The sequence below is a fragment of the Mesorhizobium sp. M7A.F.Ca.CA.003.01.2.1 genome (assembly GCF_003998945.1).
In the GTDB taxonomy this organism is placed as follows: Bacteria; Pseudomonadota; Alphaproteobacteria; order Rhizobiales; family Rhizobiaceae; genus Mesorhizobium; species Mesorhizobium ciceri.
Window position 1 is genome coordinate 1 of sequence record NZ_RZRA01001484.1, and the last position, 770, is coordinate 770.

At 66.1% G+C, this 770-nt stretch carries 1 pseudogene; it reads left to right on the forward strand.

Annotation, left to right across the window (positions count from 1 at the left end):
- Positions 1–770: pseudogene (locus tag EN969_RS33635) on the forward strand (alanine--tRNA ligase); the annotation flags it as partial.

Sequence of the window (770 nt, forward strand, 5' to 3'; positions counted from 1 at the left end):
ATCATGCAAGGCGCTCGAGGCTGCGCGCCAACCATTCCGCGACGCATCTGATCCATGAGGCGCTGCGCGAAGTGCTGGGCAGCCATGTCGCACAGAAGGGCTCGCTGGTCGCGCCCGAGCGCCTGCGCTTTGACATCTCGCACAACAAGCCGATTTCGGCCGAAGACCTCGAAGAGGTCGAGCGCATGGCCAACGAGATCGTCGTCCAGAACGGCCCGGTGACCACGCGCCTGATGTCGGTCGACGATGCCATCGCCGAGGGCGCCATGGCGCTGTTTGGCGAAAAGTACGGCGACGAAGTGCGCGTCGTGTCGATGGGCACCGGCCTGCACGGCGCCAAGGCGAACCGGCCCTATTCGGTCGAGCTCTGCGGTGGCACCCATGTCCGGGCGACCGGCGACATCGGCCTGGTGCGTGTCGTGTCGGACAGCGCGGTCGCCGCCGGCGTGCGCCGCATCGAGGCATTGACGGGCGAAGCCGCGCGCAAACATCTCGACGAGCAGGACAGGCGTTTGAAGGCGACGGCAGCCGTGTTGAAGATTTCGCCGGCCGATGTACCGGCGCGCGTCGAGACGCTGCTCGAAGAGCGCAAGAAGCTCGAAAAGGAACTGACCGAAGCGCGCAAGAAGCTGGCATTGGGCGGCGGATCGTCTGCCGATGCTCCAGCCGCCAATGAGACGGTCGCCGGTGTCGGCTTCCTCGGCAAGACGGTCTCAGGTGTCTCACCGAAGGACCTGAAGCCGCTGGCCGATGCCGGCAAGACGTCGCTC